Source organism: Teichococcus oryzae, from assembly GCF_008386565.1.
GTDB lineage: Bacteria > Pseudomonadota > Alphaproteobacteria > Acetobacterales > Acetobacteraceae > Pseudoroseomonas > Pseudoroseomonas oryzae.
Genome location: NZ_VUKA01000010.1, coordinates 47,440 through 71,431, shown reverse-complemented (window position 1 = coordinate 71,431; position 23,992 = coordinate 47,440). Strand labels below are relative to the sequence as shown.

Sequence of the window (23,992 nt, the reverse complement as noted above, 5' to 3'; positions counted from 1 at the left end):
TCAGGCACTCCCGCCCTGTGCTTCGCCGCGCGGGGAGCCCGCGCGGCCTTCTCCGCCGGCGCCGCTCAGGCCGGGCGGACGTTCCAGAACTTGGCGAAGCCGCCGAGGACGCCGGTGATGTTGCTGCGCCACGCGCTCGGCTGCCGCATCTGGCCCAGCGGATAGAAGGGCACATCCGTCATGCACTGGCGCTGGATGTCCTGGCAGACCCGGGCCCGCCCGGCATCGTCGGCCGCCTCATACCAGGACTCATAGAGTTCTTCCGTGCGCGGGCTGGTGGACCAGCCGGCATAGCCGGCCTCACCGGTGCCGCGCATGGCGATATGCGTGGCCGGCGTCATCCAGTCCGTGCCGTTCCAGTTGGTCACGAAGGCACTCCAGCCGCCCTGCTCCACCGGCCCCTTGTTGGTGCGGCGCTGCAACAGCGTGCCCCAGTCGGTGGAAACATATTCGACGTTCATGCCGATCTTGGTGAACATGTCGGCCGCGACATCGCCCAGCGGCTTGATGACGGCGTAGTCGCTCGGCACCAGCAGCACGACCTTCTCGCCCTTGTAGCCGGCGGCCCTGAGATCGGCCTTGACCTTGTCGTAGTCGCGCGGCCCGCGCAGCGGCTCCAGCCCCGCATCGCTCGCCATCGGCGTGCCCGGGCAGAACACGCCGATGGGCGTGTGGTACATGGAGGGATCGTCACCGACGATCGCCTGCATGTAGGATTCCTGGTCGATCGCGCGCATCACGATGCGGCGGATCTCCGGGTTGTTGAAAGGCGGCTGGAGATGGTTGGGCCGCATCATCGACAGGATGCCGGCCGGGTCCACCACCTCCACCTTGATGTTGCGGCTGCGCCGCAGCACGGGCAGCAGGTCGTGATTGGCGTGTTCCCACCAATCCTGCTCGCCCGATTGCAGCGCCGCGGCGGCGGTGGAGGCATCGGGGATAGTGGTCCATTCGACCCGGTCGAAATAGGCGACCTTGGGGCCGGCGGTGCCGCTCGGTGTGCCGTTCTCGCGCGGCTTGTAGCCGGCGAAGCGCTCATACACGTTGCGCGAGCCCTGCAGCCGCTCATCCATCTTGTAGCGGAACGGGCCGCTGCCGACGATCTCGGTGATCTGCTGCATGGCGTCGGTCTTGGCCAGGCGCTCGGGCATCATCGCCGGCATGTAGACGGGCGACTTGCCGAGCGCGTCGGGCAGCAGGGGAAAGGGCTTCTTCAGGCGGAAGCGGATGGTCCGGTCATCGGGCGCCGACAATTCGTCGGTCGCGCGCATCAGCGCGCCGCCAAAGGCGTCCCGCTGCGCCCAGCGGCGGATGCTGGCGACGCAGTCCCGCGCCAACACCTTCTCGCCATCATGCCAGAGCAGCCCCTCCCGCAGGCGCAGCGCCCAAAGCTTGCCGTCATTCTCCACCACATGGCCTTCGACCATCTGCGGGGCGGCCGCGTAGTTCTCGTCCTGGCCGTAGAGGGTGTCGAAGACCATGAAGGCATGGTTGCGGGTGACGTTGGCCGTGGTCCAGTGCGGGTCAAGGAAGGCGAGGTCGACATGCGGAACATGGCGCAGGGTGCGGGCATCGGCGCCGCGCGAGACACCCGGCATGGCAAGGGACAGCGCGGCCGTTCCGGCCCCCTGCAGAAGCAAGCGTCGACGCATCAACTATCCTCCGGCTTTTACTTCATCGTGTTCCGGCGGAAAGTTGCAGTTGCGTGGGAAGGGCGCAACCATGCCCCGCCGAAAAATTTTCTTCCCGTGCCGCCGGTCTGGCGCAAGGCTGCCGGCGGCTGGAGGGAAAGGATGGGAATGGATCGGACCGGATCTCCCGTCTTCGGACGGCTGGCCGCGGGCGGTCCAAGGCCTTCGCCGGGAGAGGAATGCTTCCTCGACCTGCTGGCCGCGCCGAGCGGCGCCCGGGTCGAGCGCATCCTTTCGCTCGGCGCATCGAGCAGCCCGGATTTCTGGTATGAACAGGGCTGGGACGAGTTCGTGCTGCTGGTTTCCGGTGCCGCCAGGCTGGTTTTCCAGGATGGCGGCGAATGCCGGCTGGAGGCGGGGGACTACGTCATCCTGCCTGCCTTCTGCCGCCACAGGGTGGCCTGGACGGACCCGGATCGGGAAACGCTCTGGCTCGCCGTCCACATGCCGGCATCTCCACCCCATGATGGGGGTACGGCCTGAAGCCACCGGGCTCCGGCCGGCCCCGGCTTCAAAAGGTGATCCCGCCGGTGCGGATCACCTGGGCCGGCACGCTTCGCAGATTGTCCAGAAAGGCGGCGAAGGCGTCCGGCCCCTGCCCCATGATTTCGGCCAAGCGGCACGAGCCGCTGCGGCCCGGCCGGGCTGCGGATCGGGGCGCTGGGGCGGGGCGAACGGCCCGATGCCGTTTTCGCAGTGAACGACATCATGGCCATGGGGCTCATGGACGCGCTGCGGCAGGCCGGGCTGGACGTGCCCGGCGATATGTCGGTTGTCGGCTTCGATGATATCGGACCATCCGCGCGGGCCATCTACAACCTGACCATCGTGGCGCAGCCGGTTTCAGTCATGCTCCGCCGCGGTCTGGACCTGCTGGCCGGCCGGATCGCGGATCCCGGCCTGCCCTATGAAACCGCCGTGCCGCGCGGCTAGCTCGTGATCCGGGGATCGGCCAGGCTGCCGGGCTGATGGCTGGCGCCCAGGGAGGTCGCCGCGGCGGCATCCGCTTCACGCGGTCACCTTCGGTACCAGGACCCGGACGTCGAATCAGCCCTCCCGTCCGATAAGATCGGTCCCGTGTTTCTTTCCAATTCGGAGCGAGATCGCGGTAGATCGACCGGCTTCGCCCGCTCTTTCCATGGCCGCGCGTCCATGGCCCCGTCATGGCGCGGGATCGCGGCGAGCGGATTGCAGTGACGCGAGCCGCGAGCGTCCGCAGGTCTCCGGGGAGGTGGCGATGCCGGCATGCGTTCCGAGGATCATCGGGCCTGTCACCAGCTGGAGCCGAGCCCCGCTGGTGGAGGGGGCCCTGCCCGCCGGCCCGAGATGGGGAGTGCCGGTGTCGATGTTCCTCGCCGCTGCCAAGGCGGAAGGGCCGAACAAGGCGATTCTCGCCAAGGGCTACAAGGCCGAGGACGAGGATACGACCACGGGCCTTCAGCCAGACTGGCGGGAACCCGCGCAATGGAACCAGGTCCTGAATGCGGATGCCGCCTTCACCTGAGCCGTGGCGATCTGGACCTTTCCTGAAACTGAGGCTGACGATGCCGAGGACAAAGAAAACGGCAGGCCGCCGCCCAGCCCGTGACGGGCAGGACCGTATCAGGATGGCGCATGGCGCACAAAGCGCTGCACGCGCTGGCCATTATCGACCTCCGTGATGTAGAGGCTGCCTTCGCTGTCCTGCGCGATGTTGTGCGGCACATGGAATTGCCCGGCCCATCGGCCGGGACGCCCGAAGGTGGAAAGCACCTCGCCATCCCGCCGCCGGATCACCCGCGCCACGCCGTTGGAATTGTCCACGCTGAACAGGAATTCCTGCGACGGATCGAGCGAGGGGATGAGATCGGCCACCGAGCCGTTCAGCCGCGTTTGCGGCGCGATGAAGTATTCCGCGACAAAGCTGCCATCCCGGCGGAACACCTGGTAGCGGTCATTCGTCCGGTCGCAGACATAGACCTGCCGGTCCTTCGTCAGCCGCACGCAATGGACCGGGCTGGCGAACTGGCGTGAAGGTGGCTGGCCGGGCGTATAGGCCGCGGTGCCGCCATAAGCCTCGGGCCCGCCATCTACCGGCGCCTGGCCATAGGCGCCCCAATGGCGCTTATAGGCTCCGGTCTCGCTGTCGAACACGATGACGCGGCGATTGCCATAGCCATCGGCGACATACACTTCCTGCGCCTCGGTATCCACCTCGACATCGGCGGGGCGGTTCAGGTTGGCGGTGTCACTGTTGCCCTTGGACTGGCCGGAACGGCCGATCTGCATCACGAACTGCCCGTCCAGGGTGAATTTCAGCAGCTGGTGGTCCTTCGGCCCGCTTCCGGCCAGCCAAACGAAATCCTTGGCATCGACATAGATGCCGTGCTCCACCTCCGGCCATTCATAGCCCTGCCCTGGGCCACCCCAATGGCGCAGCACATTGCCCTGCTTGTCGAAAACCAGCACGGAAGGCGCGCGGACGCAGCAGCTTGTTTCCGGCGGGCTGCGTTCCGCCATGAGCTGGCGCTGCGCGATGGTTCCGGGGCGCTGAACGATCCAGATGTGATCGCGCTTGTCGACCGCGACGCCGGCGACGGCGCCGATCATCCAGTTGTTGGGCAGTGGCTTCGGCCAGAAGGGATCGACCCTGAATTCGGGGATCGCGGTCGCGGCGACCCCTCCCACCTTCGGGACGGCGGCAGGTCCGCCCTGGCTCAAGGCAGGCCGCGCCAGGAGCGGAGCCAGCCCCAGCGCCGTTCCCATTCCCAGGGCACCACGCAGCATGGCGCGCCGCATCGTATCAGGCATGCCGATTCCTCCCGTTCTTCTTGGGGAAGCAGGCTAACGGAAACGAACCGGAAAGAAAGCATTCGCGACCAACGGCAAAGCCAGCTCCATCATTGGACAGGCCAGCGGCAGCTGGGCTTTCAGCGCATGGCCGATGGAGCCTTCCTGCCGGCTTCCGGAGGAGAGTGGCGTTTGACGTGGTCGATCAAGGCCCGGAGCTTGGGGTCCAGGTTACGGCGGGTCGGATAGTAAAGGTAGAAGCCGGGAAAGGGTGCGCTGAATTCCTGCAACAGGGATACCAGCTCGCCGCGCTCCAGCAAGGCGCGGAACGTTTCGGCCATGCCGAAGGTGATCCCGGCGCCGTTGAGGGCCATCCGGATCATCAGCCCCATGTCGTTCGTGGTGACCTCGGGCGCGACATCGACGGTGAATTCACGCCCTCCCTCGCTGAACTCCCAACGATAAGGTGGGCGGTGGGGCGCCGGGCGCCAGCCGATGCAGCGGTGTTCCGCGAGATCCCGGGGATGCCTCGGCTCTCCCCGTTCCGCACGATAGGAGGGCGAGCAAACGGCGAGCTGGTGCTGGTCGCCCGAAACAGGAATGGCGATCATGTCCTGCTCGATCACCTCGCCGAGCCGCACCCCCGCGTCGAAGCCCATCTGGACGATGTCGCCTTCCTCGTCGGTAACAAGAACATCGAGCTGTACCTCGGGAAAGGCCCGCCCGAAGCCGGCGAGGAGCGGGCCGGACAGAAAGCTTTCCGCGATGGAGGAAACCGCCAGGCGCAGCCGCCCCCGCGGCGCTCCGCCAAGGTCACGCACATGATCCATGGCCAGGCCAAGCTCGGCAATCGCGGGCGCGATGTCGATGCGCAGCTTCTCGCCCGCCTCGGTCAGCCCGACGCTGCGTGTTGTCCGGCGGAACAGGGCGGTGCCGAGCTTCTCCTCCAGCCGCCGGATGGACTGGCTGACGGCGGATCGCGTGACGCCGAGGCGGTCGGCGGCAGCCCGGAAGCTCCGCTCCTCGGCCACCGTGGCAAAGATGGCGAGGGCGTTCAGATCATGAAGCATTGTCCAGTTATACTGAACACGGCATCGCGCATAGCGGCGGTTATCGTGCCGCGCCTGCCCTCCTAGCTTTCCCGTGTCGGGCAGTGCCTGGGCCGAATGCCCCGCATACCCGCCCGATCATGCCAGAAAGGAAAGGAAGCCATGTCCCTCGACAAGGTCGTTCTCATCACCGGCGCCTCCAGCGGCATTGGCGCCGGAATCGCCCGCGAACTCGCGGCATCCGGCGCGAGCCTGATGCTCGGCGCCCGCCGCACGGACCGCCTCGATGCCCTCGCCGACGAGTTGCTCGGCACTCGCGTGGCGACCTGCCATCTCGACGTGACGGAGCGGGGCAGCGTTGCCGCCTTCGTGGCCGCCGCGCGCGACACTTTCGGCCGGGTGGACGCCATCGTCAACAATGCAGGGATCATGCCGCTTTCCCTCATGGCCTCGATGAAGGTCGATGAATGGGACAGGATGGTCGACGTCAACATCAAGGGCGTTCTCCATGGCATCGCGGCTGTGTTGCCGGAGATGACCGCGCGCGGCTCGGGCCACATCATCAACATCGCATCGATTGGCGCACTCACCGTTTCGCCGGCAGCGGCAGTGTATTGCGCGACGAAATTCGCCGTGCGCGCGATCTCGGACGGCCTGCGCCAGGAACGCGACGATATCCGCGTCACCTGCATCCATCCGGGCGTGGTCGAAAGCGAGCTGGCTGAAACCATCACCGATCCGGCGGCGGCCAGCGCCATGCGGCATTATCGCGCCATCGCCCTCCAGCCCGATGCCATCGGCCGCGCCGTGCGCTTCGCGCTGGAGCAGCCGGAGGAGGTGGATGTCAGCGAGATCGTGGTGCGTCCGACGCGGGCGGCGCATTGATGCGCATTGCTCTTGCATCCCTGGCGGCCCTGGCCGTCGGCATCGTCAATCCCGGCCTCGCGGAGGTGACCTTGGCGCAAGCAACGCATCCTTATGCCGGCCTGTGGGTCACCGATGACGGGCATGTCCGCCACCAGCTCCTGCCGAATGGCCGCTATGACGAGGCGCGGGGCGCCCGGGAAAGCGCGTATCGGGGCCGCTACGAGGTCACCGGAACCCATATCGAATACTGGGACGACACCGGCTTCACAGCCGATGGCGACTTCGTCGATGCCAACACCCTGCATCACGGCGGCATGGTGCTGCGCCGGCGGCCCGCGCATGGTGGAGCCGGTTCATCTCCCTGATCGCGCCTTTCCCTCCACAGGCCCGGCGATCAGGCGTGCTGCCGCTTCCCGGGAGTCATCCAGAAGGAATCATCCTATGGCCCCGCCGCCTTTCCCCCGATGCTTCATGGTCATGTCGCGCGCCATCGCCGCAGCATGCGCGCTCGCGCTGATCACGGCCTCCACGCAGCCCAGCGCCATGCCCGCAGACGCTGGCGCATCCGGCCGGAATCAGGCGATCGTCGTCGAGGCCTTCGAGGCCTGGGCGGCGGGCAGCAACGTTTTCGCGGACCTTCTCGCGCCCGACGTGGCCTGGACGGTCCATGGCTCGGGTCCCGCGGCGAGAAGCTATCGCGGCCGCGACGATTTCGTGAGGCAGGCTTCGCAGCCTCTCACGAGCCGTCTCGCAACCCCCCTCGTCCCCAAAATCCATAACATCTGGGCCGGCGGCGACACCGTCGTGGTCCGCTTTGAGGCCTCGGCCACCACAACCTCGGGAAGACCTTACAGCAACCAGTTCGTGTGGATCTTCCGGATGAAGGATGGCTCCGTGACGGAGGCCGAGGCATTCCTCGACCTCGCCGCCTATCAGGAGGTTATCGAGCAGAACGAGCCGCGCAAGCCATGACGCGCCGGGCGGACCGGATGGCGGGCGCCACCTTGAGCGCCCGCCATCCTTATCACTGAGGCCCGCCGGTGCGGTAGCCGAATTCTAGGTCGGCCTTGTCCTGGACCCTGGTTCTTTCCGCCACGGAACCGTGCCCGCCCCCGCCCGGCGTGGCCATCAGCACCGTGTCGCCCTTCGCCAGCACATATTGCTTCTTGGGGTCCACCGCCTCGCCATTGATGCGCAGCATCCCCGGGGCTCCGGCTTCGCCTCCTTCGATTCCGAAGGCCGGGAAGCGCGTGCGCTCCGCCAGAAAGGAAACGGCGATCGGCGTCTCGGAACGACTTTCCAGCAGGACTTCCTGGCCAAGCCCGCCGCGATGCCGGCCGCGGCCGCCGCTATCCGGGCGCAGGCGTTTGTGATGCACGCGCAGCGGCGCGATGTGCTCGGTGATCTCGACCGGCGTGGAGGACACGTTGGATGGCCAGGACAGGCAGGAAAGGCCGTCCCCCCGCATGTTTCCGCCCATGCCGCCGTTGAAGAAGAACATGTTGGCGTATGGCTTGCCCTGCGCGTTCACGCCGGACTGGTTCATGCCCCACATCGGCGAGCCGCAGGCCGCCATCACCCGGTCCGGCACCACCTGACCGAGGCAGCCGAAGACCAGCATCGGGATGTAGTGCCCGATCAGCATGCGCGAGCCGCCGGAAGCCGGGAAAACGGGGTTCACGATGCAGCCTTCCGGCGCCTTGACCGAGATGGGCCGCCAGGCGCCCTCGTTGTTCGGCAGGTTGGGGCTGGTGCAGACCTTCACCCCATACATCGTCATGGCATAGGTGTAGCAGAGGGCGCAGTTGATGGCCCGGTCCACCTGCGGGTCGGTGCCACTGAAATTGGCGGTGATGCTGTCGCCCTTGATCGTCAGCGCCAGGCGCAGCGTGATCGGCTTGTCCATCACCCCGTCGGTCTGGAGGGAACTGGTATAGGTGCCATCCGGCAAGGCGGCGATGGCGGCGCGCATGGCGGTTTCGCAGCGCACATGGATCTCCGCCGCCAGATCGCGCAGATGCTCGAGCTCCGCCTGCTCCATGAGGATGAGCAGGCGCTCCTCCATCAGGTCGAGCGCCACGAGCTGGGCCCATAGATCGCCCATGGTCTGGTCGGGCGTGCGGACATTCTTGCGGATCAGGGCGACCAGCGTGTCATCCTGCTGCCCCGCGCGCAGCAGCTTCATCGGCGGGATCTGCAGGCCTTCCTCGAACACCTCGCGCGGCTCGGGGCTGCGGATCTTGCCGCCAATGTCGGGCGCGTGCGCGGTGGAGGCGCTGAAGGCCACCAGCCTGCCATTGCGGAAGATCGGCTTGGCCACGGTGATGTCGGGCAGATGCCCGGTGCCGAGCCAGATGTCGTTGGTGATCAGTACATCGCCCGGTTGCAGCGTGTCCTCGGGGAAGTGGCGGATGAAATGCTTCACCGTCTCCGGCAGCGTGCCGATGAAGCTCGGGATGCTTTCCGTCGCCTGCACGAGGGACTGGCCCTCGGCATCCGTCACCACGCAGGAGAAGTCGTAGCTTTCCCGCACCAGGGTGGAGAAACTGGTGCGCACCAGCGCCGCCGCCGCCTCGTCCACGAGGGAGATGAGGCGCCGCCAGAGCAGCTCGATCTCCACGGCGTCGAAGCGCCGCGCCGTTTCCGTCATGCTCATGCCACGCGCTCCGCCAGGATGGAGCCGTCGGGCAGCACGCCGATGCGCGCGCCCGGCCCGACGACAAAAGTGCTTTCGTTTTCTTCAAACACGGCCGGGCCATCGAGCTCCACGCCGGGGGCCAGGGCGTAGCGGTCATAAACCGGGGTCTCGACCTCGCCGGTTTCGGGGAAGTGGACACGGCGATAGCCCTTCAGCACCTCCCGCCCGGCAGTGCCGCCGCCGATGCGCAGGGTTTCGCCGGCGCCGGGCATGGGGGCCGAGGCGGAAAGGCGCAACGCCACGAACTGAACATTGGCGCCCGGCGGCGTGCGGCCGAAAAGCTGGCGGTAGGCCACCTCGAAGGCGGCCAGCACGCTTTCCGCGTCCAGCGTCTCGGGCAGGGGCACGGTGATCTCCGATCCCTGGCCGACATAGCGCATATCCGCCAGCCGCCGCACGTTGCGGCGGTCCAGATCGGCGCCCGTTCCGCTGACGATTTCCAGCGCCTCCTTTTCCAGGGCCTCGAAGGTGGCGCCGATCTCCGCCCAGTTCGCCGCGCCCAGCGCCTCGTTGCGGGAAGCGACGCGGTCGATGCGGGCCGGCGCCATCAGCATGCCGATGGTGCTGCCTGCCCCCGCCCCGGGCGGGCAGATGACGCGGGAGACGCCAAGCTTGGTTCCCACATTCCAGGCATGCACGGGTGCCGCGCCGCCCGTGGCGAGCAGGGCGTAGTCGCGCGGGATGCGCCCCCGCTCGGCGATGGCGACCCGCGCCGCGCCGGCCATGTTCTCGTTCACCAGATCGTGGATGCCAGGGGCGCCGCGCCCCGCCTCCAGCCCCAGCCGGGTGGAAAGGCTTTCCAGCGCGGCCGCAGCCGGGCCGGGGTCGATCTGCATCGTGCCGCCGAGAAAGAAATCCGGGTTCAGATAGCCCAGTGTCAGGTCGCTATCCGTGACCGTGGGCTCCGTTCCGCCACGGCCGTAGCAGACAGGCCCGGGCTGCGCGCCCGCGCTTTCCGGCCCGACATGCAGCGTGCCGAGCTCGGAAGGCCGGGCGATGGAGCCGCCGCCGGCGCCGATCTCGATCAGTTCCACCGTCGCGATCTGGATGGGCAGGCCGGAGCCGCGCAGGAAACGCTTGGTGCGCGCCGCCTCGAAGCCCCAGGCCACCAGCGGCTCGCCGTCATCCACCAGGGCCAGCTTGGCGGTGGTGCCGCCCATGTCGAAGGCGAGCACGCGTTCCAGCCCCGCATGGCGGCCGAACCAGGCGCCTGCCAGGGCGCCGGCGGCCGGGCCGCTTTCCAGCAACTGCACGGGCGCGCGCTTGGCCTCGGCGACATGGGTCAGGCCGCCATTGGACAGCATGAGGAACAAACCGCCCGGAATGCCGGCCTGCTTCAGCGCGCGCTCCAGCGTGTCGAGATAGGTTTCGGCGATCGGCCGGACATAGGCGTTGGCTGCCGTGGTCACGGTGCGCGGGTATTCGCGGATCTCCGGCGCGATGTCGCAGGACAGGGACAGCGAAAGCTGCGGAAAGCGCGCCGCGATGGCCTCCGCCGCCATGCGCTCATGCACCGGATTGGCATAGGAATGCAGAAAGCAGATGGCGAGGCTGGTCACCCCCTGCTCCACGAGGCCGGCGACCTTGGCGAGAACCCCGTCCAGATCCAGCGGCACCTCCACGCTGCCATCCGGCGCCAGCCGCTCCTTCACCTCGTGCCGCCAGGGGCGCGGGACGAGGGGCTGCGGCATGTCGAGGAACAGGTCGTAGAGCTCGTATTTCCGCTCCCGCCCGATCTCCATCACGTCGGCGAAGCCGGCGGTGGTCAGCAGGCCGGTCGGCGCGCCCTTCCGCTCGATCAGGGCGTTGGTGAACAGGGTGGTGGCATGCACCACCCGCCCGATCGAGGAGGCCGCGGTGCCGCTGCGCGACAACAGCCGCTGCAGGCCCGTGATGGCGCCGCGCGACGGGTCGTCGGGCGTGGTGCTTTCCTTCCAGATGGCGGCGCGGCCATCCGCCGGGTCGAGGATGACAAGATCGGTGAAGGTGCCGCCGATGTCGATGCCCAGCGAAAGAGAGGCGGAGGTTGGACGTGACGCTGTCATGGGCTTCCTTGATGCGCGAGACGGAGCGGACCGTCAGTCGCCGCGGATGTTGTTGGCCTGCGCGACCTCCTTCCAGCGCGCGCGGTCCCGCAGGATGCGCTGGCTGAAGGCGGGGCCTGATTCGCCGAGTGGCAGGAGGCCGCGCTCGGTGAGGATCTTCGAGGTTTGCGGATCGTGAACAACCGAGTGGAACAACCGGCCCAGCCCGTCGCGCACCTCGGCCGGCATGTTCGCGGGGCCGGCCAAGCCGAACCAGTTGTTGATTTCCATGGCCGGGATGCGCGCCGCCAGCGGCGGCAGCGCCGGCGCCAGCGGCGTCGGCTCCACCGCGGTGACGCCGAAGCCCTTGAGCTGGCCGGCATTGATCTGCTGCGCCACCTCGGCGACATTGGCCACCATCATGTCCACGCGGCCGGCGGATACGTCGAGCGTCGCCGGCGCGCCGCCGCGATAGGGCACATGGGTCATTTCCACACCCGTCGCGCCGCAGAAAAGCGCGCCACCAAGATGGTTGATCGAGCCATTGCCCGAGGAAGCGTAGGTGGCGGCACCCTTCCGCGACCTGGCATAGGCGATCAGGCCGTCGATGTCGTTGAAGGGCGCGTTCGGCCGCACCACCAGCGCCATGGGCGTGCCGGCCAGGGCGGAAACAGGCGTCAATTCGTGGTCGAGGTCGAGCGGAACCGGAATGCCCGGAATGGCGGGAAGCACGCTCATCATGCCCATGATGGCGCTGCACAGGGTGTAGCCATCCGGTGCGGCGCGAGCGGCGGCCTGGGCGGCGATGAAGCCATAGGCGCCGCTGCGGGTTTCCGCCATCACCTGCAAGCCATGCAGCCGGTGCGCGCCCTCGGCCACCACCCGCACCAGGATGTCCACGGCTCCGCCCGGCGGATAGCCGACCAGCACATGGATCGGCTGGGATGGCGTCCAGGCCGCCTGGGCGGCCAGCGGCGAAAGGGTGGCAGCGGCGGCGCCAGCCAATGCGGCGCGGCGCGGAAGCCGGACAAGCGTCATCGAACTCACTCCCTGCTGAGCCGGGTGAGGCGTGCAGCGTTTCCTCAGCCGCCCGGTTCGATGCCGGACGGTCCATTTCCCAGCGTGTTCATGCCTTTGGTTCGCTTCGGTTGCCCTCAGGTTCCGCGCTATTTGCCCTCGGAGCAACTGAAACTCCGGCATGCATTCATGAGCAAACGGAATAAAGTCAGGCCATGCGACGCCATGTCCCGCCCACAGCCGCACTTCAGGCCTTTGAAGCCTGCGCACGCCATCTCAGCGTTTCCCGCGCCGCGGAGGAGCTGCGGCTGACCCAGAGCGCGGTCAGCCGCCAGCTCGCCGGGCTTGAAGCCATGCTGGGGCTCCGGCTCTTTCAGCGGGTACGGCAACGTCTGGTGCTCACCCCCGCCGGCGCCGCCTACGCGCCGCGCGTGCGCACCACCCTCGCCCGGCTGGAGGGAGCGACGCGGGACCTGCTGGCGCATCGCGGCGCCGGCGGCACGCTGAACATCGCCGTGTCCCCCACCTTCGGGACACGCTGGCTGGTGCCATGCCTGCCGAGCTTCCGCGCGGCCTATCCCGGCGTGATCGTGAACTTCATGAACTATACGACCCGCCTCACGCCGCTGGACTTCGCGGCGGAGGATGTGGACGCCGCCATCATGCTTTCGGAGGATGCGGTGCCGGGCGTCATCCGCCACCGGTTGATGCGGGATGCGCGCCTGCCCGTCTGCGCGCCAGCCATCGCGGCGCGGCTGCACGGGCCGGCCGACCTGGCGCGGGAAGTGCTGATCCAGCAGACCACGCGGCCGCGCGGCTGGGTCGACTGGCTGGATCAGGTCGGGGCCGAGGGCGTGGACGGGCTGCGTGGCCCATTGATGCAGCATACCGCCATGGTGGCCGCCGCCTGTGTCGCGGGCCTCGGCGTCGCGCTGCTGCCGCGGTTCCTGGTCCGTCGGGAAATCGAGGAAGGGCTGTTGGCGACACCCTTCGAGCAGCCGCTGCATGGTGATGCCGCTTATTGCCTCGCCTATCCCGAGGCGGCGGAGGACATTCCCGCCCTCCGCGCCTTCCGGGACTGGATCAAGAACCAGGCGCTGGACGCATGAAGGCCGCCGGGGGAACAGGCGGCGGCTCCTGCCGCCGCGGTGTGGCAGGAGGCTGGGGCGGCACGGCCGCTAGGCCGGGCGGCGCAGCGCCAGCCTTTCCGGTGTTGCGCCCGGCGTGGCGGCACCGAAGGCGGCCCTCACCGGCTCCGGCCAGGGCGCGACCCGGCGCGCGGCGAGGTCGACGCACAGAAACAGCAACTCGCAACGCGCGCTCTCGAACCCCGCCTCCGCATGGAACAGCCGGTGGCGGATCAGCAGACGCTTCTCGTCATGGGCGAGCACCGCGCTGCTGGCGGAAAGCGGATCATCCAGGCGCACCTCCCGGCGATACGACACCCAGTTTTCCGCCGCGAAGGTGCCGAAGCCCTGTCCGCGAAACGTCCGGCCGAGGTTGAGCGAGGGCCAGAACACATCGGTCGCCATGTCGAACACGGTGACATAATGTGCAAGGTTCATATGGCCGTAATGATCCACCCATTCCGGCCGCACGCGCGCCAGGGCCGGCGCTGCGGCGTCCCATTGCTCACCCTCGGTCACTTCGCTTTCCTTTCCGTTCATGGACCCGCATCGCTGGCCATCGATGGCGGCTCGCCTTTCAGCGGCCGGTGAAAACCGGGCTCCGCTTTCCAGCCCGGCGCGGCGCCCTTTGGCATAGCCGGCAGGACCAGGGCGGTCATGCGGCCTTACTGGATGGCATTCCGGTTGCGTGAGAAACACCAACAACGTCGCCGGCTGGCCTCCCGGATCTTCGGCTGGGCTCAGGCATCAAAGTGCCGGCAAGAGATTTCAAGCAGCTTTATCCCTGCAGCCTCACATCTGTGCCCTAATCCCCCTGTTGTTAGCCGATGAGCAAAACAGGCTTTCAGCAAAGTAGCCCTTTACCCGGCAGATCGTAGCAGGTCACTTCCGGATCGCGCCATCGATGGCCATCCCCCTTTTCCTGAGGCCGACATGCCTTCAGGCGGGCCCGCTATCGTTCCCCTCCGGCAGTCCGTAGGATCGGCAAACCTCCTTTCCACAAGATCCACAACGGATAAAGGCCACCTCATGAGTTCCGCCATATTGCAGCCGGCCAGGGCCAAGACCCATGTGGCAGTGCTTCTCGTTCTCGGTGTGACCCACCTGCTGAACGACCTGATGCAGTCGTTGATCCCGGCCATCTACCCGATCATCCAAGGCGCCTATGGGCTGGACTTCGTGCAGATCGGCCTGATCACGCTGACCTTCCAGATTGCCGGGTCGCTCTTCCAGCCTGTGATCGGATATTACACGGACCACCGGCCCGCGCCCTATTCGCCGGTGCTGGGCATGGTCTTCACGCTGGCTGGGATTCTGACTCTCGCCTTCGCCACGAGCTATTCGCTCATCCTGGTCGCGGTTGCCCTGATCGGCACGGGGTCCTCGATCTTTCACCCTGAGGCGACGCGGATGGCACGCTATGCCGCGGGCGGGCGGCAGGGGCTGGCGCAGGGCATCTTCCAGGTCGGTGGCCAGGCGGGTGGCGCGCTCGGTCCGGTGTTCGCCGCCCTCGTCATCGTGCCATGGGGCCAGCCGAGCCTGGCCTGGTTCTCTGTCGCGGCCCTGGCCGCGATGATGCTGCTGACCTGGATTGGGCGGCAGCAGGCCCGGATCAGCGAGCACTTCGCGGCCCTGCGCTCCTCCATCGCCAAATCCCGCGCCGGATCGCCCGCCCACACGCAGGCCACGATCGTGCTGGGGCTCGTGGTGTTGACGCTGCTCATGTTCTCGAAGAATGCGTATGGCGAGAGCTTCCGGTCCTTCTACACCTTCTACCTGATCGATCGCTTCGGGCTGTCGATCCCCGCCGCCCAGATGATGCTGTTCATCTTCCTGCTCGCATCCGCGGCCGGCGCGCTGGCCGGCGGCATCCTCGGCGACCGCATCGGCCGCTACCGGATGATCTGGTTCTCGGTGCTAGGGCCCTTGCCGCTGACGCTTGTGCTTCCCTATGCGGATCTCTTTTGGACGGGCGTGCTCACCGTGTCGATCAACCTGATCATGGCAAGTGCCTTTGCCTCGATCCTGATCTACGCCATGGAACTGCTGCCGAACCGGGTCGGGCTCGTCGGTGGCCTGTTCTACGGCCTGAACTTCGGTCTCGGCGGCATCGCCGCGGCTTTGCTGGGCATGATGGCTGAGGCCCAGGGCATCGAGGCCGTCTACCGGCTGTGTTCCTTTCTTCCCCTGATGGGCTTGCTGGCCTGGTTCTTGCCAAAGGTGGAGTAGCGGAACGATAGCCTTATCATCGATCACCCACCGGTCATGCACACCCAATCCCCGGCGGGCAGTTATCCGCTGAAGATTCTTGAGCTCACCGGGCCCGAGCAGGCCTTATGGATAAAGCGGCGTCTCAGGCCTGCGGGAATTTTGCGGCCCGTCACTCCAGGAACGGCGCCATCCTCGCCTCCCTCTGCATCGTTCAGCAGGGGGAGGTGCTTCAGCCCCGAAATGCCCAGGTCGTGCTAGCCGGTGGTGATGTTGTTCTTCCGCGCGACCTCGCCCCACCGCGCATGGTCGGCGCGGACGCGGCGATCGAAGGCCTCGGCCGTGCCGCCGCTGACAACAGCGCCCTGCGCCTCGATGCGCTCGCGGACAACCGGATCAGCCAGGGCCTCGTTCACGGCGGCATTCATGCGCGCGACGATCTCCAATGGCGTGCCCTGCGGGGCCGAGATGCCGGTCCAGGCACCGACAACGAAATCATCGATCCCCTGCTCGCCGCCGGTCGGGATGTCGGGGAAGGCGGCGACGCGTTGCATGCTCGTCGCCATCACGCCGCGGATCTGGCGGCCATTCAGCGCCGGGGCCATGACGGAAAGGGAGTCGGTCATCACCGGGAAGCGGCCGGCCAGGAAGTCCTGCAGGGCAGGACCGCTGCCGCGATACGGAATGGGCTGCAACTCCGGCAGGCCCATGCGCGAGCGGAAGAGTTCCATCGCCAGATGGGGCAGGCTGCCGGAGGCCGGGATGCCGTAATCGATCATGCTGGGCTGAGCCTTGATCCACGCCACCAGTTCGGTGGCATTCGCCACGGGAACCGAGGGGTGCACGCAATAGGCCAGCGGCGCGTCCAGGATCATGCAGACATTGATCAGGTCGAGCGGGTTGAGGCCCGTCGGCGGGAAGGTGTGCGGGTTGATCACCATCGGGCTCGAATTCGAGGCCAGGAAGGTGTAGCCGTCCGGGCGCGCTCGCAGCACGGCCTCAAGCCCGAGATTGCCGCCAGCGCCGCCGCGGTTCTCGATCACGACGGGCTGGCCAAGCGCCTTGCTGATGCCGGCCTGCACGATGCGGGCGGCGAAATCCGTCTGCCCGCCGGGCGGGTAGCCGACCACCAGCGTGATCGGGCGGCCCGGCCATGCCTGGGCAAGGGCTGGCCTGGCCAATGCAGACGCGGCGGCGGCGCCGAGCAGCAGGCGCCGGGACAATGTGGTGCGCGAGGTCATTCTGGCGTCCTTCCCTGTTCTTCTGGGCGGGTCACAGGCCGGCAGCCGCCAGGATGGCCTCGCCATCCGGCATCGGGCCACCGAGATCCGGGCTGGCCGCGCCCGCGGCAACTGCGGCCGCGCGGCGGGCGGGATCGGTGGTCAGCAGGGTGACCTCCGTCGGCGCGGCGCCGAACAGCGCCGCGAGGCGGGGTACGAGTTCCGGTTCCCGCGTGATGGCCTCGGCGGGAAGGCGGCGTCCGGGTTGGTCGCCCGGAGGCAGGTAGATGCACAGCGCATCGGCCTGACGGGTGCCCGCCGGCAGATCCTGGAAAAACGCGTCATGGGCGTATTGCACGCCACGCCAGCTGGCCGCGTCGGTCTCCGGAGCATGCCAGGGGGAGGCAATGGCGAGATGCCCCCGGGTGGCGAGCCCGGCCAGGATCCGGCCCGTATCGGGGCGTGGCGTCAGGCGGCCTGCGCCATCGGTTGCCGGCGGCAATGTCAGCAGGCCAGGGCGGTCCAGGATGGTCAGGCGGGTGCCGGGTGCGAAGGAAGCGCCGAGCGCCTCCTCCTGCATGGACACCGGCTGCCCCGGCTCGATACGGAAGACGCGGTAGCGGTGCGGCGGCTCGCAGAAGGCGGGGCAGCCGCCCATCAGCGCGTTGCCGATCTGCACCATCGGCGTGCCTTCATGCCAATGGCCGGAAAGCAGCAGGCGGCGGCCGGGCGCCTCAGCCACGCGCCGGGCGATGTCGTCGGCATCCCCGTAGAGCAGCGGATAGTGGTAATCGACATGCGGCCGGATCAGGAAATGCTGGAGGTGGACCTCATCGGTTGCCTCCGTCGCCGCGGCGATCACCTGCTCGAAATGCCGACGTGGCGGGCCGATGCGCAGGGCCTGGTTGCCGGCCTGCTCCCAGTCATGGAAGGCATGGACCGTAAGCGGGCCGAAGCGCCGGGTGGTGGGCTCCGAGCCGAAGACCACGTCGAAGGTGGGGCCATGGTCGTGGTTGCCAGGCAGCACCATCCAGGGCCGCCCCAGGGATTCGAGCCAGCGGCGCACCAGCCCGTAATCTGCCAGCGCGCCCTGGGTGAGCGCCCGCAGGTCGTAGCCCGGCTCGCGGTCAAGCAGCGCGTGGGGAACGTCGAGCAGATCGCCCGTGACCGCCACCAGATCCGGCGCCATGGCCCCGATGCGCTCGGCCAGTTGGGCGAGCAGCGAGGGCATGTGGCGCGACAGCCGGTGGACATGGCCGTTATGGCCGGGCAGAGCCTGACGCAGATGCAGGTCGGTGACGTGGAATATGGTGATCATGCTGTTCCTGGCCACGGTGATTAGCATGGCGAAGTCTTGGCTTGCATGACAAAGCCATGAAATATTGTCCTAGTGAAGATGCAAAATCTCATATTCAAGGCGATGCGATGCGATCCGACAGGGAATTGAAGCTGTGGGTTGGCTGGCTCCATCTGGTGGAGGGCGCGACCCAGGATTCCATCGCCCAGCGGCTCGGCATGACGCGGGCCAAGGTGAACCGCTACGTCGCGGCCTGCCGGGAGGAGGGGCTGATCCGTGTCTCGATCGATACGGAGCTGCGCTTCTGCTTCGAGGCGGAAGCGGCGCTCATGGCACGCTACGGGCTTTCGGCCGCCTATATCGTGCCGACGCCTGCCGAAGGCGAGGCGGTGGCTTCAGTGGTCGGCGCCGCCGCGGGAGCCTTTGTTTCGGCGCAGTTGCAGCCTGGGCAGACGCTGGCGCTCGGCTGGGGCCGGACGCTCGATGCCTCGGTGCGGGGGCTGGAGCCACGTGGCCCGGCCGGAAACGTGATTGTCGGACTGATGGGAGGCCTGTCCCGCGCCGGCAGCATCAATCCCTATGACATCGCGGCGCGCTTCGCGCGGAAGCTGAATGCGGCCTGCTATTACCTGATCGCCCCCATCGTCGCGGAATCCGTTCAGGCAGCCGGGAGTTTCCGTTCCATGCAGATGGTGCGGGAGGTGCTGGCGCGCGCCGCTGCCGCCGAACACGCGCTGGTCGGCGCGGGGGATCTCCGCGAGGCATCGATCGACCTCGCCGCGGGCGTTCTGGAGCAGCGGGACCAGAAGCGGCTGGAGCGGGCCGGCGTGGTGGGCAATGTTTTCGGGATCTATCTTTCCGCCGACGGCCAAGTGGTCGATGACGAGGTGAATACGCGGCGCGTGCAGCTCGACCCGGCGGCGATCCGCCGCATCCCCAACAGGATGGTGGCCGCGGGTGGCCCGGAGAAGGGGGCGATCCTGCGCGCTGCGCTGCTGTCGGGGCTTTGCACCAGCCTCATCACCGATCTGGAGACGGCCAGGCAACTTCTCGACTGATCAGCCAGCGCTTGCGGAAGCCCTTGCCCCCTTCCGTTCCGGGACGATCATCCGGCTCCGCCATCCAGATCGGCCCCGATGAAAGCGCCGGTGCGCTCATAATGCTGCGCCAGAAGGGCAACAGCCTGTTCGGCGTCGCGGTCCAGTGTGGCGCGGGCAAGCGCGACATGCTCGGCCGCCACGTCGCGGCCCGGATAGGCGAGGATGTTGGAAAGCGCCCGGTAGCGCTGCGCTTCCTCCCGCAGCCGGTCGCAGAAGGAAAGCAGGGGCGGCGCATCGCAGGCGGAAAGCAAGGCTTGGTGGAAGCGCAGATGGCAGGCCTCCCATTCCGGATTGCTGACAAAGCGGTGCGGGTCGAGCGAGCGGGCGGCCCGGCTCAGCCGATGCTCGGCCAGGAGCAGCGCTTCCTCCCAGGCGGCATCGCCCCGCCGGATCGACTCCCGAAGCGCCGCGCATTCGGCCAGCACGCGGCTGCGGATCAGGCCATGAAGCTGGCCGGGCGCCGCCGTCGCGACGCGGAAACCGCGATGCTCAAGCTGTTCCGCCAGCCCTTCGGCGGCGAGCCTGGAAAGCGCTTCCCGCATGGGGGAGGCACCGGCGCCGTAATTCTGCGCCAGATCGCGCAGCTTCAGCTTCTGCCCAGGAGGCAGGCGCCCGGACAGAATGTCCTCGCGCAAGCGGCGGTGAACAGCAGTGGCGAGGGTTGGATGGGGTGCGTCGCTAAGGGAATGGGCCTGGGGCATGGCACATGCACCATCCCTCTACCCTTCCAAGCATGCAAGGTTTTCCGGAATTCCTGCTTGACGGCCCCGGATTTTCGATAAAACCTTTTTGAAAATCTCGGAGGAAATGGCGAGTGCGCCTGATCGCGTTTCAGCATGAGGGGCATGCCGCCCTCGGCGCCCGCCTGGGCGAAGATGTGGTTGCTTTGGCCGATGTGGTGCCAGGCCTGCCGCAAGACCCTGTTCAGGCCCTGGCGGCGCTCGGTCTCCCCGCCGCCGCGCCCGGCCTGGCGGCGAAGCTCGAAGCGGCCCCTCGCCGGCCGCTGCGCAGCGTGACGCTGCTGCCGGCGGTGCCGCGCCCCGGCAAGATCATCTGCATCGGCCTGAACTATGCGCTGCATGCCAAGGAAGGGAACAACCCGATCCCCGACTACCCGGCCGTGTTTTTCCGCGGCGCCACGTCGCTTGCCGCGCATGGCGAAGCGCTGCTCCGCCCGAAGGCTTCCGACAAGTTCGACTACGAAGCGGAACTGGCCATCGTCATCGGCCAGCGGGCGCGGCACCTGACGGAAGCGGAGGCCCTCACCTGCGTCGCCGGCTACACCTGCATGAACGAAGGCTCCGTGCGCGACTACCAGCGCAAATCGGGGCAATGGACGATCGGCAAGAACTTTGATCGCACCGGCGGCCTCGGCCCCGAGATCGTCACGCCGGACGAGCTGCCGCAGGGGCCGAACGCGCTCCGCATCACCTCGCGCCTGAATGACGAGACGATGCAGGACAGCCATACCTCGGACATGATCTTCTCCGTTCCGCGCATTCTCGCGATCCTGTCCGAGGTGATGACGCTGGAGCCGGGCGACGTGATCGCCACCGGCACGCCAAGCGGCGTCGGCTATGCCCGCAAGCCGCCGGTCTTCATGAAGGATGGCGACGTGATGGAGATCGAGATCGAGGGCATCGGCGTTCTTTCCAACCCGGTGCGGGACGAGGCCTGAAGGCGATGCACGGGGCGGCGGCAGGACACGGCCCGGCTGCCGCACGTGACAACCTCTTCCCTTTCCCGAGAAAGGAAGCGGGGCGGCCATGACCGGAACGCCCCGCATCACCCTTTCCTTCGACAACGGGCCTGAGCCGGAGGTGACACCCGAGGTGCTGGAGGTGCTGCGGCGGCGCGCTCTGTCCGCCACCTTCTTCGTGCTCGGGCATAAGCTGGCGGCGCATCGTGACCTGGCCGTGCGGGCGCATGCCGAAGGCCACTGGATCGGCAACCACACCTGGAGCCATTCCGGGCCGCTCGGCGAAGCGCCGGGCGGAGCCATGACGGCCGAAGCGGAGATCGCCCGCACCCAGGAACTGATCGGGGATCTCTCGCATCCCGACCGGCTGTTCCGCCCGCAGGGTGGCGGCGGGGCGCTGGGCCCTCATCTGCTGAGCCCCGCCGCACTCGACCTCCTCACGCGGGGCGGCTTCACCTGCGTCCTGTGGAATGCCGTGCCGGGCGACTTCCGCGATCCCGATGGCTGGGTGGAGCGGGCCCTGGAACTGTGCCGCGGCCCCGGGCCGGTGACGCTGGTCCTGCATGACCTGCCGAATGGCGCCATGCGCCACCTGGACCGCTTCCTGGGCCGCCTTGCCGAGCAGGGTGCCCGCTTCACGCAGGATTTTCCTCCCTGCTGCGTTCCCCTGCGCCGGGGCGCGGCCACGGGACCCATCGCCGATTACGTCAACCCTCGCGCCGGAGCCTCCGCATGACCTTCGCCACGCGCCGCGTTCTGCTGGGTAGCCTGGCCGCCATGCCATTGCTGGCCCGCTCCGCCCCTGCCCAATCGCCTGCCGGCTGGCCGGACCGCCCGATCCGCCTGGTGATCCCCTTTGGCGCCGGCACCACCACGGACGCGCTTGGCCGCATCCTGGCAAGCGCCCTCGCGAAGGCGGCGGGCCAACCCGTTGTGGTGGAAAACCGCGTCGGCGCCGGCGGCAATGTCGGGGCGCAGGCGGTCGCGCAGGCGCGGGGCGATGGCTACACCCTGCTACTCGGCACCAATGGCACGCATGGCATCAATGCCAGCCTCTTTGCCGATCCGGGCTTCGATGCGGTGAAAGATTTCACCCCCATCGCACCCTTCGTCACGACGCCATCGGTGCTGGGCATTCCGGCTTCCCTGAAGGTCGCCTCGGTCGCGGAGCTTGTGGCACTGGCGAAGGCAAGGCCGCTGTCCTTCGCCTCAGCGGGGAACGGCACCACCGGGCACCTTTCCCAGGCGCTTCTGAACCTGCGGGCAGGGCTGGAAACGCAACACGTGCCCTACCGCAACGCTGGCCAGGCAATCACCGATCTGCTGGCCGGGCGCGTGGATGCGATGTTCTACCATCCGCTCGGCCTCAAGCCGCATCTGGATGCCGGCACACTGAAGGCCCTGGCCGTGACCTCGGCGCGGCGGGTCGCCATTCTGCCCGATGCGCCGACCATGCAGGAGGCGGGCGTGCAGGACTTCGTGGTGGAAGGGCGCTGGTCGCTCTATGGTCCCGCCGGGATGCCTGCGGACATCGTGGCCCGGCTGAACCAGGCCACCAATGCCCTGCTCGCCGATCCGCCGTCCCTCGCGAATCTGCGTGCCCAGGGCGTGGAGCCGGTCGGCGGTTCCCCGAACCAGCTTGCCGTGATGACGCGGGAGGAGATCGCGAAATGGCGACCCGTCATCACGGCCGCCAACATCAAGCCTGACTGACAAAGCGGCTTGGGAGGCGACCTGGCGCATCATAAGCGCTGCCGGCGTGGCAGCGCCGCTAAGGCAGGGCCCGGGTGGGGCGCTCCTCAGATAACGCGCGCCTGACGCAATGCCTCGATGCGCGCCGCATCAAAGCCGAGTTCCCGCAGGATTTCCGCGCTGTCCTCACCCTTCTCGCGCGCTGCGGTGCGGAGGCGGCTCGGCGTGCGGGACAGCCGCACCGCCTGCCCCACCAGCTCGATTTCACCCAGGGCCGGATGATGCACGGGTGTGGCGATGCCGAGATGGCGCACCTGCTCATCGGCGAAAACCTCGTCGATGCTGTTGATGGGACCGGATGGCACGCCGGCCTCGTTCAGCAACGCGACCCATTCGGCGGTGGTGCGGCTGGCCAGCACCTCGCCGATCTCGCGGTTCAGCGCCACCCGGTTCTGCGAGCGCAGTGGCGCCGTGGCATAATCCGGATTGTCCAGGATGTGGCGGGCGCCGACCGCTTCGCAGAAGCGGGTGAAAATGATCTTGCCTGTCGCGGCGAGGTTCATCAGCCCGTCCTTGGTGCGGAAAACGCCGGTCGGAATGCCGGTTGGGTGGTCGTTGCCAGCCTGGCCTGGCACTTCCCGGGAAACGAGCCACCGAGCCGCCTGGAAATCGAGCATGGCGATCTGTGCTTCGAGAAGTGAGGATTGCACCCACTGCCCCTGGCCGCTTTCCTCCCGTTCGAGCAGCGCGATCAGGATGCCCATGGCGCAGAAGATGCCGGCGGTGAGATCGGCGATGGGAATGCCGACGCGCACCGGCCCCTGCCCTGGCAAGCCGGTGATGGACATGAGCCCCCCCATGCCCTGGGCGATCTGGTCGAAGCCGGGGCGGCCCGCATAGGGGCCACTCTGCCCGAACCCTGAAATGGAGCCATAAACCAGCCGCGGGTTGATGGCGCTGAGCGCCTCGTAATCGATGCCAAGGCGCCGCTTTACGTCGGGACGGAAATTCTCCACCACCACATCGGCCTGCGCCACCAGCTGCTTCAGAACGGCAATTCCGTCCGGTGATTTCAGGTCCAGCGTCAGGCTGCGCTTGTTGCGGTGCAGGTTCTGGAAATCCGGACCATGGCGCGCGCCGCCGAACCCGCCATCAGCGCCTTCCATCCCTTCCGGAGCCTCGATCTGGATCACGTCGGCGCCCCAGTCGGCGAGTTGCCGAACGCAGGTGGGGCCGGAACGGACACGGGTGAGATCGATGACCTTGAAGCGGGAAAGGGGTCCGGTGGCCATGTGCTGTTCCGTCCTATGATGGGGTGGGGCTATGGCGGAGGCGCATCACGTCGCGGGCAGGAATTCTGCTGCCAGAGCCAAAGAGGGAGGCTGGCACCCGCGGGGCCTGCCAAAACCGGGCTGGTTCTTCAAGACCGCGAAGAAACCGGCCGCGCCTATTCGGCGGAGCCTTGGGCCATGGCGGACGCATGGGATTTCAGGGCCGGGATCATGATTTCCGTTGCTCCCTCCGCTTCTGAAGA

23 protein-coding genes are annotated in these 23,992 nt (G+C 67.7%); 12 read left to right on the top strand and 11 right to left on the bottom strand.

Translation table 11 applies throughout. The features are described from left to right. Positions 1 to 65 precede the first annotated feature (65 nt). Positions 66 to 1,652, bottom strand: coding sequence for an ABC transporter substrate-binding protein (locus F0Q34_RS16330; RefSeq protein ID WP_149813308.1), 1,587 nt, complete (start codon positions 1,650 to 1,652; stop codon positions 66 to 68). A gap of 147 nt (positions 1,653 to 1,799) precedes the next feature. Here F0Q34_RS16330 and F0Q34_RS16325 point away from each other — a divergent pair, with 147 nt between their 5' ends. The 3 genes from F0Q34_RS16325 to F0Q34_RS21850 all read left to right on the top strand — a co-directional run bounded on the left by F0Q34_RS16325 (position 1,800) and on the right by F0Q34_RS21850 (position 3,195). Then, the gene (locus tag F0Q34_RS16325) at positions 1,800 to 2,174 is read left to right on the top strand and encodes a cupin domain-containing protein (protein ID WP_149813307.1); all 375 of its coding nucleotides are present in this window, start codon (positions 1,800 to 1,802) and stop codon (positions 2,172 to 2,174) included. Positions 2,175 to 2,336: 162 nt separating this feature from the next. Beyond that, positions 2,337 to 2,624 carry a substrate-binding domain-containing protein gene (locus F0Q34_RS16320; RefSeq protein ID WP_149813306.1) on the top strand — a complete coding sequence of 96 codons (288 nt, stop codon included), beginning with the start codon at positions 2,337 to 2,339 and terminating at the stop codon, positions 2,622 to 2,624. A gap of 412 nt (positions 2,625 to 3,036) precedes the next feature. Beyond that, the gene (locus tag F0Q34_RS21850) at positions 3,037 to 3,195 is read left to right on the top strand and encodes a hypothetical protein (RefSeq protein ID WP_161600910.1); all 159 of its coding nucleotides are present in this window, start codon (positions 3,037 to 3,039) and stop codon (positions 3,193 to 3,195) included. Positions 3,196 to 3,293: 98 nt separating this feature from the next. Here the strand turns inward: F0Q34_RS21850 and F0Q34_RS16315 are convergent, their stop codons facing one another. After that, positions 3,294 to 4,481 (bottom strand): NHL repeat-containing protein, encoded by a 1,188-nt coding sequence (locus tag F0Q34_RS16315; protein WP_149813305.1) that lies wholly within the window; start codon positions 4,479 to 4,481, stop codon positions 3,294 to 3,296. Between the two features lie 119 nt (positions 4,482 to 4,600). Further along, a complete protein-coding gene (locus F0Q34_RS16310) occupies positions 4,601 to 5,530 on the bottom strand; it encodes a LysR family transcriptional regulator (protein ID WP_149813304.1) in 930 nt (309 codons plus the stop codon). Positions 5,531 to 5,671: 141 nt separating this feature from the next. Between F0Q34_RS16310 and F0Q34_RS16305 the strand changes: the two genes are divergently transcribed. The 3 genes from F0Q34_RS16305 (at position 5,672) to F0Q34_RS16295 (ending at position 7,348) form a co-directional block, all read left to right on the top strand. Further along, positions 5,672 to 6,394, top strand: a complete 723-nt coding sequence (locus tag F0Q34_RS16305) for an SDR family oxidoreductase (RefSeq protein WP_149813303.1) — start codon at positions 5,672 to 5,674, stop codon at positions 6,392 to 6,394. After that, on the top strand, positions 6,394 to 6,741 hold the full coding sequence (locus F0Q34_RS16300; RefSeq protein WP_174242065.1) for an Atu4866 domain-containing protein: 348 nt from the start codon (positions 6,394 to 6,396) through the stop codon (positions 6,739 to 6,741). The genes F0Q34_RS16305 and F0Q34_RS16300 overlap by 1 nt, the downstream gene beginning before the upstream one ends. 112 nt (positions 6,742 to 6,853) lie before the next feature. Next, on the top strand, positions 6,854 to 7,348 hold the full coding sequence (locus F0Q34_RS16295) for a nuclear transport factor 2 family protein (protein WP_206668058.1): 495 nt from the start codon (positions 6,854 to 6,856) through the stop codon (positions 7,346 to 7,348). Between the two features lie 52 nt (positions 7,349 to 7,400). Here the strand turns inward: F0Q34_RS16295 and F0Q34_RS16290 are convergent, their stop codons facing one another. Genes F0Q34_RS16290 through F0Q34_RS16280 form a run of 3 tightly spaced genes read right to left on the bottom strand, consistent with a single transcriptional unit; the run spans position 7,401 to position 12,136 of the window. Continuing rightward, positions 7,401 to 9,032, bottom strand: coding sequence for a hydantoinase B/oxoprolinase family protein (locus F0Q34_RS16290; protein WP_149813302.1), 1,632 nt, complete (start codon positions 9,030 to 9,032; stop codon positions 7,401 to 7,403). Continuing rightward, complete coding sequence (locus tag F0Q34_RS16285; protein ID WP_149813301.1) at positions 9,029 to 11,119, bottom strand: hydantoinase/oxoprolinase family protein; 2,091 nt, start codon at positions 11,117 to 11,119, stop codon at positions 9,029 to 9,031. The genes F0Q34_RS16290 and F0Q34_RS16285 overlap by 4 nt, the downstream gene beginning before the upstream one ends. A gap of 33 nt (positions 11,120 to 11,152) precedes the next feature. After that, the gene (locus F0Q34_RS16280; RefSeq protein WP_161600909.1) at positions 11,153 to 12,136 is read right to left on the bottom strand and encodes a Bug family tripartite tricarboxylate transporter substrate binding protein; all 984 of its coding nucleotides are present in this window, start codon (positions 12,134 to 12,136) and stop codon (positions 11,153 to 11,155) included. Positions 12,137 to 12,330: 194 nt separating this feature from the next. On the opposite strand from F0Q34_RS16280, the gene F0Q34_RS16275 reads away from it, so the two are divergent. Then, positions 12,331 to 13,224 carry a LysR substrate-binding domain-containing protein gene (locus F0Q34_RS16275; RefSeq protein ID WP_149813299.1) on the top strand — a complete coding sequence of 298 codons (894 nt, stop codon included), beginning with the start codon at positions 12,331 to 12,333 and terminating at the stop codon, positions 13,222 to 13,224. 69 nt (positions 13,225 to 13,293) lie between these two features. Here the strand turns inward: F0Q34_RS16275 and F0Q34_RS16270 are convergent, their stop codons facing one another. After that, a complete protein-coding gene (locus F0Q34_RS16270) occupies positions 13,294 to 13,761 on the bottom strand; it encodes an acyl-CoA thioesterase (RefSeq protein WP_161600908.1) in 468 nt (155 codons plus the stop codon). A 510-nt stretch (positions 13,762 to 14,271) separates the two neighbouring features. On the opposite strand from F0Q34_RS16270, the gene F0Q34_RS16265 reads away from it, so the two are divergent. Continuing rightward, complete coding sequence (locus F0Q34_RS16265) at positions 14,272 to 15,471, top strand: MFS transporter (RefSeq protein WP_149813333.1); 1,200 nt, start codon at positions 14,272 to 14,274, stop codon at positions 15,469 to 15,471. Between the two features lie 236 nt (positions 15,472 to 15,707). On the opposite strand, the gene F0Q34_RS16260 is transcribed toward F0Q34_RS16265, so the two are convergent. Both F0Q34_RS16260 and F0Q34_RS16255 read right to left on the bottom strand, forming a co-directional pair. After that, positions 15,708 to 16,691: a Bug family tripartite tricarboxylate transporter substrate binding protein gene (locus F0Q34_RS16260; RefSeq protein WP_149813297.1), complete on the bottom strand. Its 984-nt coding sequence runs from the start codon at positions 16,689 to 16,691 to the stop codon at positions 15,708 to 15,710. 31 nt (positions 16,692 to 16,722) lie between these two features. Further along, the gene (locus F0Q34_RS16255; protein WP_161600907.1) at positions 16,723 to 17,988 is read right to left on the bottom strand and encodes a metallophosphoesterase family protein; all 1,266 of its coding nucleotides are present in this window, start codon (positions 17,986 to 17,988) and stop codon (positions 16,723 to 16,725) included. A gap of 107 nt (positions 17,989 to 18,095) precedes the next feature. On the opposite strand from F0Q34_RS16255, the gene F0Q34_RS16250 reads away from it, so the two are divergent. Beyond that, entirely contained in the window at positions 18,096 to 19,025 is a 930-nt protein-coding gene (locus tag F0Q34_RS16250) for a sugar-binding transcriptional regulator (protein WP_161600906.1), read from the top strand. Positions 19,026 to 19,072: 47 nt separating this feature from the next. Here F0Q34_RS16250 and F0Q34_RS16245 read toward each other — a convergent pair whose 3' ends face one another. After that, positions 19,073 to 19,768: a GntR family transcriptional regulator gene (locus F0Q34_RS16245; RefSeq protein WP_149813294.1), complete on the bottom strand. Its 696-nt coding sequence runs from the start codon at positions 19,766 to 19,768 to the stop codon at positions 19,073 to 19,075. Positions 19,769 to 19,881: 113 nt separating this feature from the next. On the opposite strand from F0Q34_RS16245, the gene F0Q34_RS16240 reads away from it, so the two are divergent. From F0Q34_RS16240 to F0Q34_RS16230, 3 genes are all read left to right on the top strand, one after another. Then, the gene (locus F0Q34_RS16240) at positions 19,882 to 20,745 is read left to right on the top strand and encodes a fumarylacetoacetate hydrolase family protein (protein ID WP_149813293.1); all 864 of its coding nucleotides are present in this window, start codon (positions 19,882 to 19,884) and stop codon (positions 20,743 to 20,745) included. A gap of 88 nt (positions 20,746 to 20,833) precedes the next feature. Next, positions 20,834 to 21,502 (top strand): polysaccharide deacetylase family protein, encoded by a 669-nt coding sequence (locus tag F0Q34_RS16235; RefSeq protein WP_149813292.1) that lies wholly within the window; start codon positions 20,834 to 20,836, stop codon positions 21,500 to 21,502. Continuing rightward, positions 21,499 to 22,479: a Bug family tripartite tricarboxylate transporter substrate binding protein gene (locus F0Q34_RS16230; protein ID WP_149813291.1), complete on the top strand. Its 981-nt coding sequence runs from the start codon at positions 21,499 to 21,501 to the stop codon at positions 22,477 to 22,479. Before F0Q34_RS16235 ends, F0Q34_RS16230 begins: the two co-directional genes overlap by 4 nt. 86 nt (positions 22,480 to 22,565) lie before the next feature. Here F0Q34_RS16230 and F0Q34_RS16225 read toward each other — a convergent pair whose 3' ends face one another. Continuing rightward, positions 22,566 to 23,750, bottom strand: coding sequence for a CaiB/BaiF CoA transferase family protein (locus tag F0Q34_RS16225; RefSeq protein WP_149813290.1), 1,185 nt, complete (start codon positions 23,748 to 23,750; stop codon positions 22,566 to 22,568). Between the last annotated feature and the right edge of the window lie 242 nt (positions 23,751 to 23,992).

Bases quoted from the DNA above. Each gene is read 5' to 3' on its own strand.
- F0Q34_RS16330 (WP_149813308.1), bottom strand. From the start codon at position 1,652: ATGCGTCGACGCTTGCTTCTGCAGGGGGCCGGAACGGCCGCGCTGTCC.
- F0Q34_RS16325 (WP_149813307.1), top strand. From the start codon at position 1,800: ATGGATCGGACCGGATCTCCCGTCTTCGGACGGCTGGCCGCGGGCGGT.
- F0Q34_RS21850 (WP_161600910.1), top strand. From the start codon at position 3,037: ATGTTCCTCGCCGCTGCCAAGGCGGAAGGGCCGAACAAGGCGATTCTC.
- F0Q34_RS16315 (WP_149813305.1), bottom strand. From the start codon at position 4,481: ATGCCTGATACGATGCGGCGCGCCATGCTGCGTGGTGCCCTGGGAATG.
- F0Q34_RS16310 (WP_149813304.1), bottom strand. From the start codon at position 5,530: ATGCTTCATGATCTGAACGCCCTCGCCATCTTTGCCACGGTGGCCGAG.
- F0Q34_RS16305 (WP_149813303.1), top strand. From the start codon at position 5,672: ATGTCCCTCGACAAGGTCGTTCTCATCACCGGCGCCTCCAGCGGCATT.
- F0Q34_RS16300 (WP_174242065.1), top strand. From the start codon at position 6,394: ATGCGCATTGCTCTTGCATCCCTGGCGGCCCTGGCCGTCGGCATCGTC.
- F0Q34_RS16295 (WP_206668058.1), top strand. From the start codon at position 6,854: ATGTCGCGCGCCATCGCCGCAGCATGCGCGCTCGCGCTGATCACGGCC.
- F0Q34_RS16290 (WP_149813302.1), bottom strand. From the start codon at position 9,032: ATGAGCATGACGGAAACGGCGCGGCGCTTCGACGCCGTGGAGATCGAG.
- F0Q34_RS16285 (WP_149813301.1), bottom strand. From the start codon at position 11,119: ATGACAGCGTCACGTCCAACCTCCGCCTCTCTTTCGCTGGGCATCGAC.
- F0Q34_RS16280 (WP_161600909.1), bottom strand. From the start codon at position 12,136: ATGACGCTTGTCCGGCTTCCGCGCCGCGCCGCATTGGCTGGCGCCGCC.
- F0Q34_RS16275 (WP_149813299.1), top strand. From the start codon at position 12,331: ATGCGACGCCATGTCCCGCCCACAGCCGCACTTCAGGCCTTTGAAGCC.
- F0Q34_RS16265 (WP_149813333.1), top strand. From the start codon at position 14,272: ATGAGTTCCGCCATATTGCAGCCGGCCAGGGCCAAGACCCATGTGGCA.
- F0Q34_RS16260 (WP_149813297.1), bottom strand. From the start codon at position 16,691: ATGACCTCGCGCACCACATTGTCCCGGCGCCTGCTGCTCGGCGCCGCC.
- F0Q34_RS16255 (WP_161600907.1), bottom strand. From the start codon at position 17,988: ATGATCACCATATTCCACGTCACCGACCTGCATCTGCGTCAGGCTCTG.
- F0Q34_RS16250 (WP_161600906.1), top strand. From the start codon at position 18,096: ATGCGATCCGACAGGGAATTGAAGCTGTGGGTTGGCTGGCTCCATCTG.
- F0Q34_RS16245 (WP_149813294.1), bottom strand. From the start codon at position 19,768: ATGCCCCAGGCCCATTCCCTTAGCGACGCACCCCATCCAACCCTCGCC.
- F0Q34_RS16235 (WP_149813292.1), top strand. From the start codon at position 20,834: ATGACCGGAACGCCCCGCATCACCCTTTCCTTCGACAACGGGCCTGAG.
- F0Q34_RS16230 (WP_149813291.1), top strand. From the start codon at position 21,499: ATGACCTTCGCCACGCGCCGCGTTCTGCTGGGTAGCCTGGCCGCCATG.
- F0Q34_RS16225 (WP_149813290.1), bottom strand. From the start codon at position 23,750: ATGGCCACCGGACCCCTTTCCCGCTTCAAGGTCATCGATCTCACCCGT.